The following is a 227-nucleotide window of genomic DNA, read 5'->3' on the forward strand; positions in this document are numbered from 1 at the left end:
GGCCGCGAGCCTGCGCCGGACCTGGCGGATCCGCCACGCCGTCGCCCCGACCAGGACCAGGCCGGACACGCCGACGATGATCCAGGCCACCACTCCGAGGTCGGTGACCTCGATCGTGATCGGGGTGTCGGCGGTGACCCTGCGTCCGCTCTCGGTCGCGACGTAGGCGCGTGCGGTGACCACGCCGTTGGACGTGGCCTCCGGCCGGATGTTGACGGTGACGCTCT

The 227-nt window shown here is 72.2% G+C and carries 1 pseudogene; it reads right to left on the reverse strand.

Features of this window, described 5'->3' with window-relative positions:
* Positions 1–227 (reverse strand): annotated as a pseudogene (locus BN358_RS26535) (hypothetical protein); the annotation flags it as partial.

The organism is Sedimentibacter sp. B4 (assembly GCF_000309315.1).
GTDB classification, from domain to species: domain Bacteria; phylum Bacillota; class Clostridia; order Tissierellales; family Sedimentibacteraceae; genus Sedimentibacter; species Sedimentibacter saalensis.